This is a genomic window from bacterium (genome assembly GCA_016699045.1).
GTDB lineage: Bacteria > Babelota > Babeliae > Babelales > RVW-14 > AaIE-18.
Window position 1 is genome coordinate 731902 of record CP064957.1, and the last position, 17712, is coordinate 749613.

Consider the following 17712-nt stretch of genomic DNA (forward strand, 5'->3'; position numbering starts at 1 on the left):
TTGCTAGTGCTTTTTTAGGGTTAGGAGCAATTGGATGTCTCACTTTGGAAGAAACAAGGAAGTTGTTAGAAAATCTTTTGGCAAGATTAAAGAAGTAGTTTCGCTGCCAAACCTTATAGAAGTTCAGTCTAAATCTTTCAATGATTTTGTTCAACTCGACTATCTTCCAGCAGAGCGTAAGAATGTTGGGCTTGAAAAAGTCTTGCGTGATACTTTTCCTATAGAGCACAATGACCGTATTTCTCTTGAATACGTCAGCTATGAACTTGGTGAGTGGGCTTGTGTATGCGGCGCCTTAACCGGTGTTGAAAATCGTTATCAATGGGCTTGTACTGCCTGCAAAAAAAATGGTTGTAGTCGCCTGGAAGAAAACAATGCCTGTCCATTTTGTAAAAAAGAAGCTGCTCGTTACACACATTGTAAAGTTTGTTTCTCTCGTGTTTCCATAAAAAACACCTCCTCCGTTGACGATTGTCGTTACAGCGGCAAAACTTTTTCAATGTCACTCAAAGTTAAGATGCAACTTATTTGTTGGGACGTCGACACAACTGGCAATCGTACTGTTCGTGATATTAAAGAACAAGATGTTTTTTTCTGTGATCTTCCTGTGATGATTGATTTGTACGAAGATGATAAAGAACGTATAAAATTAGGTAGCCACGGAACATTTCTTATTAATGGCGTTGATCGTGTTGTTGTCAGTCAAATTCATCGCGCCCCTGGCGTAATGTTTGCATTGAGCAAAAAATCAAAAGACTTCAGAGGACAACCTTGTCACATCGCACGTATAATTCCAAGCAGGGGATCGTGGATTGATTTTGAGTTTGATCACAACGACCTTCTTTATATCCGTGTTGATAAAAAAAAGAAAATTCTTGTTACCACTTTTTTACAAGCGTTAGGCATTGAACGCAGTTCAATTCTTTCAACTTTTTATGATTTCGAAGCAATTGATATCAAAAAGGGTAAATTTTATAAAAAAGTTAATGATCAACTCATTGGTCAACGCTTAGAAGCAGATTCGTTGCCAAAAGAACTTGAAAGCCAATTTACTGTTGGTCGTCGTTTAACCAAAGCACACATCGAAAAACTGTTGAAAAGTGGTGTCGATACATTAATCGTAAGAAAAAATAGTCTTTTGAATAGAATTGTAGCGCAAGATATTATCGATACCGATACCGGTGAGATTTTAATTGTACATGGCACTATTTTGAATGAAGAAATGATTGATCACATCTCAACTCTAAGCGATGGATCAATCAGTGTTATTCAGTCATCAGGCTACGTACTGCAACCAACGATTGCTCTTACTTTCGCTCAAGATAATGTTTCTAACTACGAAGAAGCATTAAAAGACGTTTATAATAAACTTAAGCCAGGGGATGTTCCTTCGCTTAAAATCATGGAAGAATATATTCATAATTTATTCTTCAACTCTCGTTTTTATGATTTAACCATCGTTGGTCGTATTCGCACTAACAGAAAACTAAATCTCGATATCGACAGCGAAATATCACATTTGACCAAAGAAGATATTATTTCAACCTTGCAATATTTAATTGGCCTTAAAGAACGGGGCGAAGGCGAACTAGATGATATCGATCATTTAGGAAATCGTTGCATCCGTCTTGTTGGTGAATTGTTACAAAGTCAACTTTACGTTGGTTTTGCACGTATTGAACGAATTGTCAAAGAACGATTCCGTTTGCAAGAAAATTATGCGGCATTAATGCCTTATGATTTCTTGAACGTTAAACCATTGGCAGCGGTAATGCGCGAATTTTTTGGTACAGGTCAACTTTCACAATTTATGGACCAAACCAATCCATTGGCAGAAACAGCTCACAAGCGTCGTCTTTCAGCTCTTGGGCCCGGCGGTATTACTCGTGAGCGTGCAACTTTTGAAGTTCGTGACGTTCATTCTTCTCACTATGGCCGTATTTGTCCAATTGAAACACCCGAAGGTCAAAACATTGGTTTGATTTCATCTCTTGCTACCTACGCTAAAGTTAATGATCTCGGCTTCATTGAAACACCATATCGCAAAGTCGTTAATGGTATTGTTGAAGATAAGGCTATTTATTTAGACGCATTTGAAGAACAAGGCGAAAAAATTGCCCAAGCAGCTACCGAAATCGATCAAGACAATTGCTTTAAATCATCTAAAGTATTGGTAAGAAAAGACTGTGACATTGTCACTATTGATGAAAAAGAGGTTTCTTTCATCGATGCCTCACCTCGTCAAGTATTTTCCGTTCCTACATCATTAATTCCCTTCCTAGAAAACGACGATGCTAACCGGGCATTGATGGGTTCGAACATGCAACGTCAAGCAGTTCCTCTCATTAGATGTCAACCACCATTAGTCGGAACGGGCATGGAACGAGAAATTGGATCCAGCGAAGGTGTCGTTTTGCGCGCCAAAAATTCTGGTGTTGTTTCTTATGTTTCAGCCGACAAGATTATTATTAATTTGGATAAAAAAAATCTTAATGAAAACAATTGGTTACTTAAATCTATCGATGTTTATAATCTTAAGAAATTTGCACGATCCAGTCATAATACATGGATTCATCATACCCCAATTGTAAAAGTTGGTGAGCGAATTGAACGCGACGATATTTTGACAAACGGTCCAGCAACCAATAATGGTGATCTTTCCTTGGGTAGTAACGTTCTTGTTGCATTTATGCCATGGCACGGTTACAACTTTGAAGATGCTATTGTGGTAAGCAAGCGCTTGGTAAGTGAGGACGTTTTTGCATCCGTTCACGTTGAGGAATTTGTTGCCGAAGCTCGCGACACCAAACTTGGTGCTGAAGAAATTACCCGAGATATTCCAAACGTTTCAGAAAAAGATTTGGAAGCGTTGGATGATGATGGTATTGTAAAAATTGGTACCATTATTAAACCAGGAGACATTTTGGTTGGTAAGGTTACCTTAAAAGGTGACGTTCAAGTATCTCCTGAAGAGAAATTGTTGCGGGCGATTTTTGGTGAAAAGTCACGAGAAGTGCGTGATACCTCATTGAGAGTACCACCTGGAATTGAAGGAACCGTTATTGACGTGAAAATTTTCTCTCGAAGCGGTATTCGAAAAGATAAGCGTTACAAAGAAATTGCGCAAAAAGAATCTCAAAAAATTGAAGAGAATCTTGCCTATCAAACAAGTATTGTTCAACAACAAATCAAAGAACAACTTGTTAAATTGCTTGATGGTCAAACTATAAAGAATAGCAAGATTAAAGAACTTGCTAATAAAGCCGCAACTAAAGCAGTTTTAGAAACGCTTGAGCCAGAAGCTCTTGTAGAATTTGAAACAGCACACAAAGATATCAATAACGACATTAAACGCTACAAGGAAATTCTTAATAACCAAATTCGTGTGTTAACAGCATTAAAAGAAGAACACGTAGCTCGCTTGAGAAAAGGCGATGATCTTCCTTCTGGTGTTATTAAGATGATTAAAGTCTATGTCGCTAAAAAACGCCGCTTGTCAGTTGGTGATAAAATGGCAGGACGACACGGGAATAAAGGGGTGGTTTCACGCGTTGTTAATATCGAAGATATGCCATATATGCACGATGGTACAGCTGTTGATATTGTTCTTAACCCACTCGGGGTACCTGGTCGTATGAACATTGGACAAATTTTAGAGTCCATTTTAGGTATGGCTGGGAAAAAGATTGGTAAAGACTTTGCTGAGCACATTAATAATCTGAATGAAAAAGAAATCAAAAATCAATTATGCCAACTTTATAGCAAAGAAATTGTTGATAATATTGAAAAAAAATATGGCCAACAAGGAATTCAAGATCTGATTGATCAAACAAAAAATCTTGGTTTTGCAACTAAAAACCCGATCTTTGAAGGCGCCGATTACAGTACTGAAATTCAGCCACTATTGAAAAAAATAGGTCTTCCTATCGATGGCACTTATACGTTGTATGATGGTCAGACAGGTAGCGCTTTTGATCAGCCTGTTACAGTTGGTTATATTTACATGATGAAACTGAATCACTTAGCCGACGACAAATTGCACGCTCGTTCTGTTGGACCATACTCATTGATTACGCAACAACCACTTGGTGGTAAAGCACAATTCGGTGGTCAACGTCTTGGGGAAATGGAAGTGTGGGCACTCTTTGCGTACGGCGCTGCATATACCTTGCAAGAAATGCTTACCATTAAATCAGATGACGTTAATGGTCGTATCAAGGCATATGAAGCTATTGTTCGAGGTGAGGAAGTGCCTGATCCAGGAATACCAGAATCATTTAATGTCTTGGTTAAAGAATTGCAAAGCTTAGGCTTGCAAGTAGATCTGTTTAAGACAAGTAAGGAGCAAGTCGGTGAATAATAGAATGCTTGAACGATTTCGTGAATACATCAATACAACACAGTTTAATGCGATCAGAATAGGCATTGCTTCACCAGAAAAGATTCGCTCTCTTTCGTATGGTGAAGTTAAGAAAATTGAAACCATTAACTATCGCACACTTAAACCTGAGCGTGATGGTCTATTTTGCGCACGTATTTTCGGTCCAGTAAAAGACTGGGAATGTAATTGCGGCAAATACAAACGTATGAAACATCGTGGGGTTACCTGCGAAAAGTGTGGTGTTGAAGTTATTCAATCACGCGTACGTCGTGAACGGATGGGACATATTAATCTTGTTTCACCAGTTTGTCATATCTGGTTCTTAAAAGGTATACCTAGTTATTTAAGTTTAATTATGGGTATGACCGTTCGCGATCTTGAACGCGTTATTTACTTTGATAGTTATATTGTTATCAATCAAGGTAATTCACCATACCCTCAAAAAACTTTACTCAACAGTCAAGAATATGAAGAGTATGCCAGCACACATGTTGACGACATTACGTTTGATGCAGGGATGGGCGCGGAAGCAATTAGAACATTACTCACAGGTATTGATTTAAATTTTGAAGTTCGCAAAATTGAAGAAGAATACAAAAAAACAACCTCTATTGCCGTAAAGCACAGACTTGCAAAACGTTATAAAGTACTTTACAGTATGCTTCAAGCAACTATTCGTCCAGAATGGGTTTGCTTTGAAGTCTTGCCAGTCATTCCATCAGACTTGCGTCCATTGGTACCTCTTGAGGGTGGTCGTTTTGCGAGTTCAGATTTGAACGATCTTTATCGACGTGTTTTGAACAGAAACATTCGTCTTAAGCGTCTTATCGAACTTGAAGCACCAGACGTTATTATCAAAAACGAAAAACGTATGCTTCAAGAATCGGTTGATGCCTTGATCGATAATGGTCGTCGAGGTCAACCAGTTCGCGGCTCAAATCGTCGTCCTCTTAAATCGTTAAGTGAAATGCTTCGCGGTAAACAAGGTCGATTCCGTCAAAACCTCTTGGGTAAACGTGTTGACTACTCAGGTCGTTCTGTCATTGTGGTAGAACCAGAACTTGAAATGCATCAATGCGGCTTGCCTAAATTGATGGCACTTGAACTCTTTAAACCATATGTTTATGTAGAATTACAAAAACGAGAACTTGCAACCAATTTGCGTGTTGCAAAGCGTATGGTTGAAGAGATGACTGCTGAGGTCTGGGAAGCTTTAGAAGAAGTTGTAAAAGACCGAGCTGTGATATTAAACCGTGCTCCAACACTGCATCGCTTAGGTATTCAAGCTTTTTATCCAATTTTGGTAGAAGGTAAATCCATTAAAATTCATCCGCTTGTTTGCGCAGCATTTAACGCAGACTTTGACGGTGACCAAATGGCAGTACACGTACCATTGAGCAAGAGAGCTCGCACAGAAACAGTCAACTTGATGCTTTCTGTTAACAACTTGCTCTCGCCCGCAAATGGTCGTCCTCTTTCTACACCAACTAAAGATATGGTTCTTGGCTTGTATTATATGACTAAGGGTCGCAAAAATGTACCTGGTGAAGGTTTGGTATTTTCAAGTATTCATGAAGTCATTTATGCTTATCAGCATGAACAAATAAGTATTCATGCACCAATTAAAGTGCGCCTAAAAAATAATGTTCTTGTTGAAACCACCGTTGGTCGCGTTATTGTTTATGAAGCGCTTCCTGAAGGTTCTGATTTCAACTGGGTAAATAAAGCCGTTAAGAAAAAAGATCTTGGCGTTTTGGTTGCATCTTTACATAAATATTTTGGCAGCCCATCAACGGTAAAAACATTGGACAAAATTAAGAAGCTTGGTTTCTCATATGCAACCTTTGGGGGCGTTTCGTTGTCTATCGAGAATTTGATAATTCCTGATGAAAAACAAGGCATCTTGAATGAGAGTAAAAAACAAGTTGAAAAAGCTGAGCAATTGTACGTCGATGGCGTTATTACCAACGGTGAACGATTGAACAAGATCATTCAAATTTGGGCTCGTGCTACGGAAGATGTCGCTAACAAAATGTTAACGGTTCTTGAAAAAGAAGATCGAGCAGCTGCTACAAACGTAGACAAAAACAACAAGCCATTTAACTCCGTATTTCTGATGCTAGACTCAGGGGCTCGTGGTTCTAAGCAACAAATTCAACAGTTGGCTGGTATGCGGGGTCTTATGGCTCGACCATCTGGTGAAATTATGGAAACGCCTGTTTTGGCAAACTTTAAAGAAGGCTTGAGCGTGTTTGAATACTTCGTATCAACACACGGAGCGCGTAAAGGTTTGGCAGATACGGCACTGAAAACAGCTGACTCTGGTTACTTAACACGTCGACTTGTTGACGTTGCACAAGATATGGTTGTTACACAAACTGATTGTCAAACACTTGGTTATATTGGTTTGGCCGACATAGCCGAATCTGGTGAAATTATTGAATCTATCGGCAAACGAGCATATGGCCGTATTGCAGCAGAAGATATTAAAGATCCATTCACGGGAAAATTGATTGCTACACAAGATTCATTGCTCACCGAAAGTATTGTTGAAGAAATCAATGACTCGGCAGTAAACAAAATAAACGTTCGCTCAGCATTAACCTGTCAAGCCAAACGTGGCGTTTGTGCAAAATGTTATGGCATGGATCTTTCAACTCAAAAGTTGGTTGAAATTGGTGCATCCGTCGGTATTATTGCCGCACAATCAATTGGTGAACCAGGTACGCAGCTTACCATGAGAACGTTCCATATCGGTGGTACCGCAAGCGGATTGATTGAACAAAACCATTACAAAGCACGTTTTGATGGCAGAGTTTCATATCGAGATGTTCACGCGATAAAAAATCGTCATGGACTATGGACGGTCATGAATCGTAAATCAAAGGTTGTTATCATTCAAGAAGATGGACGCGAGTTAGAAGAATATAAACTCGAATACGGTTCTATCATTTTTGTTGATGACAATGCAATGATTAAGTCTGGCGAGAAAATTGCCGAATGGGAACCACACAAAGTTATTATGTCAGAAAAGAATGGTTCGGTTCAATTCATTGACTTAATTGAAAACGTTACTTATCAAGAACGATTTGACGAAACAACCGGTATGTCACTCAAGATTATTCTTGAGCGGCGCGATGAAAAACGTCAACCGTGCGTTGTCGTATTTGACAAAGAAGGCGGCGAAGAAGCTCGTTATTATCTCCCAACCGGCGCTATCTTGATTGTAGAACCAAATGCGATGGTGGTTCCTGGTGACGCTCTTGCTAAATTGCCTCGTGAAGAAACAAGAACGAAAGATATTACCGGCGGTTTGCCACGCATTGCAGAATTGTTTGAAGCGCGTATTCCAAAAGATACCGCCATTATCAGTGAAGTAGATGGTATTGTTCGCTTTGGCGGCTTGCATAGAGGCCAGCGACGTGTTACCGTTACTACCGAAGAAGGCGAAATTTTCGAGTACAGCATTCCAAGAAATAAGCAACTTCTTGTCGAAGACAATGAAGCAATCAAAGCTGGTGATCCATTGTGTTCTGGCGTTCTCAACGTTCATGATATTTTGAGAATTTTGGGACCAGATGATGTACAAAAGTACCTGGTAAAAGAAGTTCAGGAAATTTATACCTTACAAGGTATTGAGATAAACGATAAACATATTGAACTGATTGTTAAGCAAATGTTACGTAAAGTTCGTATCATAGATGCTGGCGACACTAATTTTGTTGTCGGTGATCGTGTTGATAAGAATCATTTGCAAGCAGTTAATAGGCTTATTGCTCAGGCGGGTAAAAAAATTGCAACAACAAAACCAATTTTGATGGGTATAACCAAAGCCTCCTTGGGTACTGAAAGCTTCTTATCTGCCGCATCATTCCAAAACACAACACATGTTTTGACTGAAGCGTCATTGGCTGGCCAAGTTGATTATCTTTATGGATTGAAAGAAAATATAGTTATTGGTAAACTAATACCAGCTGGAACAGGGGTTGCCTCTTTTAAGCTCCAGCACATTGGAGAGGAAATTTCTCATCTCGAACGACAAGCTCGAGATGAAGAAAGACTTGAAATTGGTCTTGATAAAATTTCTCTTGATTAAATAGGTTTGTAGGCACGTAGCTCAGTTGGTAGAGCATTGCTTTGACGTAGCAGAGGTCAGCGGTTCGATTCCGCTCGTGCCTACCATTTAAACGAGAGAAGTTGTTCTTGATTAAAATAGAAATAAACGATATTATAGATTTGTGTATTTTTAGAAGTTAAATTGACTATTTGTAATCAAAAAATAGTTTTTAGTTTGAGGTTCTTGAATGTTAAATAAAGATGAAAAAAGTGCCATCATTACTCAATTTGCCAAATCAGCAAACGATACCGGCTCATCACAAGTACAAATAGCACTTCTCTCAAAGAGAATTAATCAGCTTTCTGAGCATTTACAAAAATTCCCTAAAGACAATCATTCTCGCAGAGGACTTCTGTGTATGCTTGGTCGTCGTAAAGCATTCCTTAAGTATTTGGAAAAAACTGATTTCAAAAGTTACAGCACTATTTCCCAATCTATGAAAGAAGTAGTTTAGATCATTCTTGTCTTCATCCTATTTTATGGTGAAGTCTTTTCTTTTTACTGAGAGGTACGATTATAATGCACATGAAATTCAATCTGCCAGAGTTGGGTATTGAAGTTGAAATTGGTAAATTTGCCCGACAAGCTCATGGTGCCGCTTGGGTTAAGGTGGGCAACAATATCGTACTGTCTACGGTTGTTGCAGCTCCTGCAGGAAAAAGCTTTGCGGGTTTTTTTCCGTTGACTGTTGAATACCGCGAGAGACTCTCTGCTGCCGGCAAAATTCCTGGTGGCTACTTAAAGCGAGAAGGTCGACTATCTGATCATGAGGTTCTTATTTCCCGCATTATCGATCGTCCTATTCGTCCTCTTTTTCCAACTTATTATTTTGACGAAGTACAGCTTCTTTCGACAGTTTATTCCTCAGATGGTGCTTTTCCCGCAAGTATTCTTTCATTAATCGGCTCATCTATTGCCTTAACCATTTCTGAAATCCCATTCATGGGGCCTATCGGTGGGGTACAAATTGGGCGTATTAATGGCGAATGGAAGTTTAATCTCAGTCATGAAGAAATAGAGAAATCAGACACAAACATTATTGTCGCAGGCACCAAAAATGGTATTTCCATGGTTGAGGGCAACTGTAATGATTTATCTGAAACTGAGTTGATTGATATTTTATTCTTGGCTCATGAGAAAATTAAAGCCCAAGTCGACTGGCAACTTGAAATTCAAAAAGCCGTTGGCAAGCAAAAACTTGAACTTTCAAGTGAGTATGATTGGGATGCTTTACAAAAACGCGTTGATGCTTTTGTAGCTGAAAACGATATGACTAGTGTTTTTGGTGAAACAAAAAAAGAGCGCAGCATTGCTATGGAAGCGCTGAGAGATAAAGTCATTCAAAACTTTGTAGCAGATTTTGAAGCAGGTTTACTAACTGAAGAGATTGTTAGCCATCTATTTGAAAATCGCATTAAAGTTCTTCTTTCTGATGTTCTGGCAAAAAAACAAGTTCGCATGGATGGTAGAAAACTTGATGAAGTAAGACCTATTTCGATTGAAATTGGCCTTTTACCTTGCGTGCACGGCTCATCAGTATTTATGCGCGGCGAAACGCAAGCGTTATCAAGCATCACACTTGGCACATCCCAAGACGCACAAAAAGTTGATTCTCTTTTTGGGGCAACACAAGAACGCTCATTCATGCTTCATTACAACTTCCCTCCTTTTTCCGTTGGTGAAGTGCGCGCAATTCGCGGTGTAGGAAGACGAGAAATTGGTCATGGCTTTTTAGCAGAATCATCATTCCGTAACGTTTTACCTTCTGAAAACAGCTTTCCTTACACAATCCGCTCTGTTGTTGATATTTTGGAATGTAATGGCTCTTCGTCAATGGCTACTGTTTGCGCAACGAGCATGGCGTTAATGGATGCTGGCGTACCAATTAGTCAAATGGTTGGCGGTATCGCTATGGGACTGGTAAAAGATTCTCAAAGCAACTATCACGTTTTGACTGATATTCTTGGCACTGAAGATGCACTTGGGTTGATGGATTTCAAGGTAACCGGTACTAAAAAAGGTATCATGGCCTTCCAGCTTGACATTAAAGACAAAGTTGGTCTGCCACGTGAACTTTTAATGAAAGCGCTTGAACAAGCACGTACCGCTCGTCTGCACATTTTGAAAAAAATGTCTGAAACGTTAGCTGCACCACGCACTGAAATTTCAAGCCTTGCTCCTCGTATTTCTTCTTTTAAGGTCCCGCAAGATAAAATTGGCGCAATTATTGGGCCCAGTGGGAAAGTTATTAAAGAAATTATTGCTAAGACAAAAACACAAATCGACATCGAAGATGACGGTACGGTTAAGATTTTCTCCAAAGATGAAGCTGCTGCAAAAGAAGCTGGTAACTGGATTAAAACCATTGTTGGTGATATTGAACCAGGAAGCTCATATGATGGCATCGTGCGTCGTGTTGTCGATTTTGGTATCTTTGTTGAATTAGTACCTGGAAAAGAAGGCCTTGTTCATATTTCATCAATAGCGCGCGACAAACAACGCGACCTTGAGCGCATGTACAAAATAAATGACGTTATTAAAGTTAAAGTTATTCATTTTGATAAAGAAACTGGACGCATTCGTTTAATTGCACCAGAACTTGAAAAATAGAAATCTCAATTTTTAAATGGAAGCATCATGGAACCAACAAAGCGTCGTATTGACGGACGAGCCGTCGATCAAGTAAGATCCGTTAAAACTTACTACGACCTTATTGGTTTTGCAGATGCTTCCATTTTATTTGAACTCGGAAAAACAAAAATTCTTGTTTCGGTCACTTTGCAAGATGGTGTCCCTCGCTTCTTAAAAGGTCAAAAAACTGGTTGGCTCAATGCTGAATATGCAATGCTACCATGCTCCACACAACAACGCATTCAACGTGAAATTATTGCTGGCAAAAGAAACTCTCGGAATGTGGAAATATCACGCCTGATTGGCCGTTGTTTACGCACAGTCGTCGATCTTGACCTGATTCCAGACAAAACGATTAACATTGATTGTGACGTCTTGCAAGCAGATGGTGGCACACGCGTGGCCTGTATTACCGCCGCAAGCCTTGCACTTAACGTCGCCGCAAATCGCTGGCGCGAGCGTGGCGTCATTCGTCACAATTTGATTAAAGAGTCTATCGCCGCCATTTCTGTTGGTATCGTACAAAAAACTCCCATGATCGATTTAAATTATACCGAAGATTCACAAGCAGAAGCAGATTTTAATGTCGTTATAACACAATCTGGCAAGCTTATTGAGCTACAAGGCACCGCAGAAAAAGATCCCGTTGATTGGAGCGTTTTTGAACAAATCAAAGATATCGCCATTAAAGGTATTAAAGATCTTTTTATAACAACAGCAACTGTTGTTCCAGTTTTAACGATACAACAAGAAGATTTCTTGCCCTTTATTCATCAAGCGGCACTAGAACAGAAATCGGTTACACCTCAACCTACTCAAACAACTCGCATAAATCCTTTTAGCATTGCAGGCCGAATCAATGCTCTCCAACAAAAGAGCTAGTTGCTCACGCGCATTTTTAAAAAAATTCTTGGCAATATGCGTCATTACCTTTTTTGCAGCATGCCTTCCTAGGCGTCAAATTTCGCGCGATTCACATGTTCCACTATTTATTCAAATGCCGCTCAGTAAATTTGTTTTTCGCGATGTCTCAAGTATTATTTACAACGCACTAACCGACCACTGCGCACGCGTTGGCTATCATCTTGTTACAAAGCCACAGGACGGCTATACCTTGCATATCGAAGTTAAAGACCTGTCATCATTAAGAAAATTTGTCTCTCCAGATATCTTACTTTTTCATACAACGGTTCAATTAGAATTGGTATGTTCGCTGTATGATTTTACTCACAAACTCGTTCAACAAAAAACATTTCGTTTTTCGACCTTGATATCTAAAGCAAGAAATCCTATTCTTAATAGTAGTTTCTCAACTTTTGAATATAAACAATTAATAAACCAAGCAGCGCCAAAAATTGAACGCTACTTTAGGCGATTTCTGAAAAAAGATGGATTTTAAAACGTTTCTAAGCCGAGCACTTACTCCTCAATTCTGGCAACAGAATAAAAACTATTGCTTTCAAGGATCTGCCTATCCATACTTTTTTTTCAAAATGCTTTTTCCTCATCTAGAAAAGAATAATTGTTTACCCTCTGAGATAACAAAAACATGGGCTACCGTGTTGGATGAAAAAAAAATTCAAACAATGCTCGCTCAAAATATGCTGGGAATTGATTCTTTTTTTTGGTTCGGCGATGGAGCAGCTATTTTGCCTGAAAAGGCAAAAAAAAACTTAATCAATTTTTTTTGTTCGTACAAAGGGCCCAACAGTATTAGTTTTTTTGTTGATCTTGAAACAAATGTTTCGAACTATCCATGCACACTTATCTCGATCCCTGCGACAATTAACTATACTGAATTTCAAGCGTTGCTTTCTTTTTATGAAAAAACTATTCCTGAAAAAAAAATACTTTTTCTTAAAAAAATATTTACTCACTCATCAACATTGCCACTCAATACCTGTTGCAATATTTTAAATATATTGGATTTGGTAAGCGTGCATTTACTTGATCAACTGTTTACCTATCTTGAAACATCACTTGATACACAGCCATCATTTATGCAGCTTTCAGAATATTTTTTTTCCGGCAACGCCCCCGCCTTTTTTAGTACGTGGAGCAAAGTTGGCCCCGAATATCCCGATATATTTTGGTTATCATACTGGTCAGAACAGATATGGCGCGCGTATCATACAAAAAAATTTCTACAAAAAAACGACTTCGTTCAAGCAAAAAAAATTGGCTATCGCCTTCCTTATTCATTCATGAATAAATATTGGAAAAATTTTAAACTTCAAGATCTATCCGAATTGCACGAACAATTGTATACTATCGACTATGCATTAAAAACAGGATCAACATTCTGTTTACTTGATCAATTTTATTTGAATTATTTTTTGAAGTATACTCAACCAAAGGGGATGTAGAATTTATGGCGCTATCACTATACGATCTTTTAAAACGCGAAATTAAACGTATGATCGTAGGCATCGGCAAAAACGGAGCGGGCAATATTCACCCGCTTATCATGAACGAAACAGAACGCTACGTTATTGAACAAGTTTTACAAGAAACTAATAACAATTACTTACTTGCTTCAAAAATGCTTGGTATTAGCAGAAGTACTTTATACAGAAAAATAGACACTCTCAGCATTATCACTAATAAACATAATCCTGAAAAGCTAGATTTTTAACGATTATTTCATTAATGCATCTTTAAAGAAATTCAACTCATCAAGAACCTTACCAGCACCAAGTACCACACACAGAAGTGGATCTTCGGCAACACGCACGGGTAAGCCAGTTTCTTTTGAGATAAGAACATCAAGTTTCTTTAGTAATGAGCCACCACCAGACATCATAATACCACGATCAACTAAATCAGATGAAAGCTCTGGCGGTGTGTTTTCAAGAGCTGAACGCACTGCATCAATAATCACTGAAATAGGCTCAGTCAATGACTCAAAAACTTCAGCATCAGTCAGTGTCAAAGTCTTTGGCACACCGGTAATTAAATCGCGCCCCTTAATTTCCATTTGCTGAGATTCATCCGACAATATAGCTGTGCCAATTTTTATTTTAATATCTTCTGCCGTTTTTTCACCGATCAGTAAGTTATATTTTCGTTTTACGTATTGAACAATGGCACGATCCATTTCATCGCCTCCAACACGCACTGATTTGCAATAAACAATATCTTTAAGAGAAATAATCGCAACTTCTGTCGTCCCGCCACCAATATCAACAATCATATTGCCAGTTGGTTCGCCAACAGGAAGGCCTGCGCCAATAGCGGCCGCCATTGGTTCCATAATGGTATATACTTCACGCGCTCCTGCTTGCTTAGCAGAGTCTTCTACGGCACGCTTTTCAACTTGGGTAATACCAGACGGAACACCAATAATCATACGTGGTCGCACAAGTGTTTTACGATTGTTGTGAACTTCACGAATGAAATAACGCAACATGCTCTCAGTAAGTTCAAAATTAGCGATAACACCATCACGCATTGGCCTGCTCGCGATAATACTTTCTGGTGTTTTGCCAAGCATTAATTTTGCTTTATTACCAGCAGCAAGAACTTCGTTTGTTGAAGATTTAATAGCAACAACTGAAGGCTGATCAAGAACAATACCTTGATCTTTAACATAAATTACCGTATTTGCCGTTCCAAGATCAATTGCCATATCATTTGAAAAAAAGCTAAAAAGCTTTCTAGCTGGCCAATATTTCATTACGTATCCTTACCTCAAATTAAAAATGCAGTTCTACTCCACATGAAACCTGATGTGTTTTACAGATCGCGCTACCACCTACAGGAATATCGTATGCAACATAAATAGTAGGATCCAAAGACCAATTTTGCAAAGCTTTTTTAGCATCATACAAAAATTGTAGCGTCACATAATGAGATCGACGCCTTGTTTTATTTTCTTTGTCGGCAATATTTGCATTAATTGCCTCCTGTGTAATATCAACCGCAGGAGTACGACTCAAATAACTTGGCACTATTTTATCTTTACGCACATCATGAAATTCATCCTGTCCATAACGCAAATAAGTATAACGACCTTGTACACTCAAACCGTCAGTCAAATTTTCAAGAATTAAGTACGGTGAAATTTTAAACGTAAATCCCGGATCTACTTGAATATCGCCAACCAAGGAACTGAAAATATCTGGTTCTTGATAAACAGCAATGCGTCTAACCATCGTCTTTCTAAATTGTCCTAAAAAACCAACCATTAAACCAACTTTTACATCTTGCTTAAGTTCAAATTCTGGCACGAAGTCAAAGTAAAGACCCCAATGCCCATTGCCCATAAATGGTATCGACGTTGGCACATCGTTATCGGCAAAACCACCTGTCGGCACAATAAGTCCAAGACGACCATTAACATTAATGCTTCGCATCAACAATTTGTGATCGGTATAAAAATTGTACATAGCAAAAAGATCAAGATCTCCCAAGCCACCCTTTTGCCAAGCATTTTGATTAAAACCAATCAAGTCATGCGTTTGTCGGCGAATTTTGTCCATGGTCACATTGAGGTCAGCTTGCTCTTTATCTGTCAATGCACGCGGCAAAGACTGTTCTTGAAATTTTTCACTTAAAAATTGATAACGACAAGTTGTATCCAAATGTATCACAGGCATCCAAAAACCAAATAACAAATGATGCTCATCAGATATTTTGTAAGGATACTTGTATGAAAAAGTCACCCCGCGCGATCTAATACGCTGACTAACTTTGAAAGGAGCACTTACCAAGTCAAAACCAGGACCGTATTTAGCAATGAATGGATTAACAAAACCGGGATCACCAGCAGCTTGGTAGGAAGTTATAATTGCATTTAAATCATACTGCCCCCACAACTCAGGAATCCCTACTGTACTTCGTGTGCGACTAAATGCCGTTGATGCAAAAGTCATAAAAAACGAAGTATCTAAAACCTGTTTATCATGATATCCATAATCTTCAGGTTTTTCGAAAAAGGGAAAATAACGATTTCCATTATGAGTTGCACAAAGGTTATCGATAATTGTCAGAAAAAAAGCTACTAAAAATAAAAAATGCTTTCTGTGAGGCATCATTTTTCCACCACGACGTTAAGGTGTTATGATACAAAATTGCACTGCAAAAACACGCTTGAATGCAAGTTTTGAGATTACTTCAAATTCAAGTTTAGTCAAGGAAACTATCGGCGATTATATTATAATTTTTAGCGAGAAATAATCCTCGATAATATTACCATCGTAAATTATATTATCATCGCAATTGGTTCTATGCTAAATATTAAAATTGATGTAGATTAAATTCAACAAAAAGGAAAGTGTAACTTCTTACCAGAGAATTACTGATGGATGCAATAAAAAAATCATCGAACAAAAATCACCAAATTTTTGTTGCAAACTGGAAGATGTATGCATCAATCGATGAAGAAATTCGTATCGGCTCAGAAAATTATGATAATTTCATCAAACTTGCCAACAATCCGTATCATGAAATTATTTTATGTCCTTCTTTTTTATCGCTTCATACACTCAGCAATATTTTTAGAACAACACCAGTTCAACTGGGCGGCCAAGACTGTTCCGAACATAATCAAGGCGCTTTTACCGGTCAAATTTCCGCAAAAAGTCTTAAGGCGTTAGGCTGTTCATATTGCATAATTGGCCACAGCGAACGCCGCCAATTTAATGCTGAGACAAATGAGCAAATTGCTCTAAAATTTCAACACTTGCTCGACCAGGGAATTGCACCCATCATCTGTGTTGGCGAAAATGAAACAGAATATAAAACACATCAAGCTCTTACTGTTCTAGAAAATCAACTTAAAGAAATATTCTCTTTGATCAAGGCAAGTAAATACGCCTTACGCGATCTGCCTATTTGTATCGCATATGAACCCATTTGGGCTATCGGAACCGGGATTGTTGCGCAACCTGAACATTTGAATACCGTTTTTGCTTGGCTGGCCAACCAAACAAAAAATGTAGCCCCAATAATTAATTGGAAGTTTTTGTACGGAGGCAGCGTTAAAGCAAACAATGCTGCTTTATTGAAAGAAATAGAATATTTAGACGGGTTTTTAATTGGAGGCGCAAGTTTGGATTTTCAAGAGTTTGAAAAAATAGTATACTGTACTCATCAGAGACACGAGAACTGTTTAGTTTAAATGAAAGCACCCGGCATTATACACGGCCAGGGGCACGTTGCGAGGAACCATGTTTACTCTTTTAATGACCTTATTTATTTTCTCATCACTTCTTCTTGCCATTTTAATTTTGATTCAACAAGGCAAAGGCGATATGGGTATGGGTAGCCTTGGTGGCAGCACTCAAATGCTTTTTGGCGGTTCAGGCGGACAAAACTTTTTTGAAAAAGCCACCTGGATTCTTGGCGCTATATTTTTGTTTGGCTCTCTTGGCCTCACGGTACTCAAAGCAAAAACCACCAGAGAATCAGGCTTAAAAGGCTTTGTAAGCAAAAAGCTTGCTTCCAGAGAAGTAGCACAAGAAACTAAATCTCTTGATATGGATTTAGCAACTGACCGTAAAGATACTGTTTAAAAAGCTCTGGTTACGCGCAAAAATATTAACAGCAAAGTAACACACCACCTTGAAACATAGGAAATAGG

12 protein-coding genes and 1 tRNA gene are annotated in these 17712 nt (G+C 38.6%); 11 read left to right on the plus strand and 2 right to left on the minus strand.

Going from position 1 to position 17712, the window contains the following annotated elements; translation table 11 throughout:
* The first annotated feature begins 34 nt into the window (after positions 1 to 34).
* The 9 genes from rpoB (at position 35) to IPF37_03370 (ending at position 13764) form a co-directional block, all read left to right on the plus strand.
* Positions 35 to 4360 (plus strand): DNA-directed RNA polymerase subunit beta, encoded by a 4326-nt coding sequence (rpoB, locus tag IPF37_03330; GenBank protein QQR48574.1) that lies wholly within the window; start codon positions 35 to 37, stop codon positions 4358 to 4360.
* Between the two features lie 4 nt (positions 4361 to 4364).
* Entirely contained in the window at positions 4365 to 8477 is a 4113-nt protein-coding gene (gene rpoC, locus IPF37_03335; GenBank protein QQR49846.1) for a DNA-directed RNA polymerase subunit beta', read from the plus strand.
* Positions 8478 to 8487: 10 nt separating this feature from the next.
* Positions 8488 to 8563 (plus strand) — tRNA-Val (locus IPF37_03340).
* A gap of 122 nt (positions 8564 to 8685) precedes the next feature.
* On the plus strand, positions 8686 to 8952 hold the full coding sequence (gene rpsO / locus IPF37_03345; GenBank protein QQR48575.1) for a 30S ribosomal protein S15: 267 nt from the start codon (positions 8686 to 8688) through the stop codon (positions 8950 to 8952).
* 65 nt (positions 8953 to 9017) lie between these two features.
* Entirely contained in the window at positions 9018 to 11108 is a 2091-nt protein-coding gene (gene pnp, locus IPF37_03350; protein QQR48576.1) for a polyribonucleotide nucleotidyltransferase, read from the plus strand.
* Positions 11109 to 11135: 27 nt separating this feature from the next.
* On the plus strand, positions 11136 to 12011 hold the full coding sequence (gene rph / locus IPF37_03355; protein QQR48577.1) for a ribonuclease PH: 876 nt from the start codon (positions 11136 to 11138) through the stop codon (positions 12009 to 12011).
* Positions 12012 to 12126: 115 nt separating this feature from the next.
* Positions 12127 to 12528, plus strand: a complete 402-nt coding sequence (locus tag IPF37_03360; protein QQR48578.1) for a hypothetical protein — start codon at positions 12127 to 12129, stop codon at positions 12526 to 12528.
* A gap of 94 nt (positions 12529 to 12622) precedes the next feature.
* Entirely contained in the window at positions 12623 to 13495 is an 873-nt protein-coding gene (locus IPF37_03365) for a hypothetical protein (GenBank protein ID QQR48579.1), read from the plus strand.
* Between the two features lie 5 nt (positions 13496 to 13500).
* A complete protein-coding gene (locus IPF37_03370; protein QQR48580.1) occupies positions 13501 to 13764 on the plus strand; it encodes a hypothetical protein in 264 nt (87 codons plus the stop codon).
* Between the two features lie 3 nt (positions 13765 to 13767).
* On the opposite strand, the gene IPF37_03375 is transcribed toward IPF37_03370, so the two are convergent.
* Positions 13768 to 14805 carry a rod shape-determining protein gene (locus IPF37_03375; protein QQR48581.1) on the minus strand — a complete coding sequence of 346 codons (1038 nt, stop codon included), beginning with the start codon at positions 14803 to 14805 and terminating at the stop codon, positions 13768 to 13770.
* A 19-nt stretch (positions 14806 to 14824) separates the two neighbouring features.
* Positions 14825 to 16003, minus strand: a complete 1179-nt coding sequence (locus tag IPF37_03380; protein QQR48582.1) for a hypothetical protein — start codon at positions 16001 to 16003, stop codon at positions 14825 to 14827.
* A gap of 428 nt (positions 16004 to 16431) precedes the next feature.
* On the opposite strand from IPF37_03380, the gene tpiA reads away from it, so the two are divergent.
* Together tpiA and secG are read left to right on the plus strand one after the other, a co-directional pair.
* Positions 16432 to 17250 (plus strand): triose-phosphate isomerase, encoded by an 819-nt coding sequence (tpiA, locus tag IPF37_03385; protein ID QQR48583.1) that lies wholly within the window; start codon positions 16432 to 16434, stop codon positions 17248 to 17250.
* A 49-nt stretch (positions 17251 to 17299) separates the two neighbouring features.
* On the plus strand, positions 17300 to 17644 hold the full coding sequence (secG, locus tag IPF37_03390; protein ID QQR48584.1) for a preprotein translocase subunit SecG: 345 nt from the start codon (positions 17300 to 17302) through the stop codon (positions 17642 to 17644).
* The last annotated feature ends 68 nt before the right edge of the window (positions 17645 to 17712 follow it).

Excerpts from the sequence above, each read along its gene's own strand:
- rpoB (QQR48574.1), top strand. The coding sequence starts at position 35 with ATGTCTCACTTTGGAAGAAACAAGGAAGTTGTTAGAAAATCTTTTGGC.
- rpoC (QQR49846.1), top strand. The coding sequence starts at position 4,365 with ATGCTTGAACGATTTCGTGAATACATCAATACAACACAGTTTAATGCG.
- rpsO (QQR48575.1), top strand. The coding sequence starts at position 8,686 with ATGTTAAATAAAGATGAAAAAAGTGCCATCATTACTCAATTTGCCAAA.
- pnp (QQR48576.1), top strand. The coding sequence starts at position 9,018 with ATGCACATGAAATTCAATCTGCCAGAGTTGGGTATTGAAGTTGAAATT.
- rph (QQR48577.1), top strand. The coding sequence starts at position 11,136 with ATGGAACCAACAAAGCGTCGTATTGACGGACGAGCCGTCGATCAAGTA.
- IPF37_03360 (QQR48578.1), top strand. The coding sequence starts at position 12,127 with ATGCCGCTCAGTAAATTTGTTTTTCGCGATGTCTCAAGTATTATTTAC.
- IPF37_03365 (QQR48579.1), top strand. The coding sequence starts at position 12,623 with ATGCTTTTTCCTCATCTAGAAAAGAATAATTGTTTACCCTCTGAGATA.
- IPF37_03370 (QQR48580.1), top strand. The coding sequence starts at position 13,501 with ATGGCGCTATCACTATACGATCTTTTAAAACGCGAAATTAAACGTATG.
- IPF37_03375 (QQR48581.1), bottom strand. The coding sequence starts at position 14,805 with ATGAAATATTGGCCAGCTAGAAAGCTTTTTAGCTTTTTTTCAAATGAT.
- IPF37_03380 (QQR48582.1), bottom strand. The coding sequence starts at position 16,003 with ATGACTTTTGCATCAACGGCATTTAGTCGCACACGAAGTACAGTAGGG.
- tpiA (QQR48583.1), top strand. The coding sequence starts at position 16,432 with ATGGATGCAATAAAAAAATCATCGAACAAAAATCACCAAATTTTTGTT.
- secG (QQR48584.1), top strand. The coding sequence starts at position 17,300 with ATGTTTACTCTTTTAATGACCTTATTTATTTTCTCATCACTTCTTCTT.